This is a genomic window from Alcanivorax sp. 24 (assembly GCF_004360225.1).
Taxonomy (GTDB): Bacteria; Pseudomonadota; Gammaproteobacteria; order Pseudomonadales; family Alcanivoracaceae; genus Alloalcanivorax; species Alloalcanivorax xiamenensis.
This window is the reverse complement of the sequence record NZ_SNUA01000050.1, coordinates 1-602: the sequence shown is the minus strand read 5'-3', so window position 1 is coordinate 602 and position 602 is coordinate 1. Positions and strand designations below refer to the sequence as shown.

Annotated in this window: 1 protein-coding gene; it reads right to left on the bottom strand. The window is 41.2% G+C overall.

All coding sequences use genetic code 11. The features are described 5' to 3' along the window. Window positions 1-64: 64 nt before the first annotated feature. Window positions 65-602 (bottom strand): hypothetical protein (locus E0L37_RS21600; protein WP_205655673.1); only part of this gene is annotated, 538 nt, incomplete at its 5' end.

The following is a 602-nucleotide window of genomic DNA, read 5'->3' as shown; positions in this document are numbered from 1 at the left end:
TTATTAGCCTTACGCTAACTAATAATGAACAAATAATCCACTACTTTTTCAGTGCCTTACATCGCTAAAATGTCTTAACTTTAAAGGCTAGGTTTTCTACCGCACAGCCTGTACTACTCGTATTTACACGGTAATAATGAGTATTGTCTGTGGCATTAAAATCTAATAAAAACTCATCATGCTGAGCAACTGCTTGTTGCTCTTGTGTTAAGCACATAGCTTGTACAAGCGAACGTAATTTAGCATCTGAAAATATAGTGCCAAAACGCTGTATCGGCAGTGGCGGAATTTTAATACTAGGGAGTGCATTATCAACAGTTCGTTTAGCTAGAGTAAAACCATCCTTTGTTACATCAATAACTGCACCAGCAGGCCAATAACTGATTGCTCCGTTGTTTTTAGCGTCAGATTTAACATGCACGACACCGCTTCTACCAATCACCGTCATTAGTGCGGTTTCACCAGCACGAATTGATACAAGGGCGGTGGTCTCATCAATGCCAAAGCCATGCTGTTGCCCGGTATCTGCCAGTAATCTTGCCAAACGCATTGTTCTGTTGCGCTCGCTAAAGTGTGTATCAAGGACACCATAAGTAAAGCTG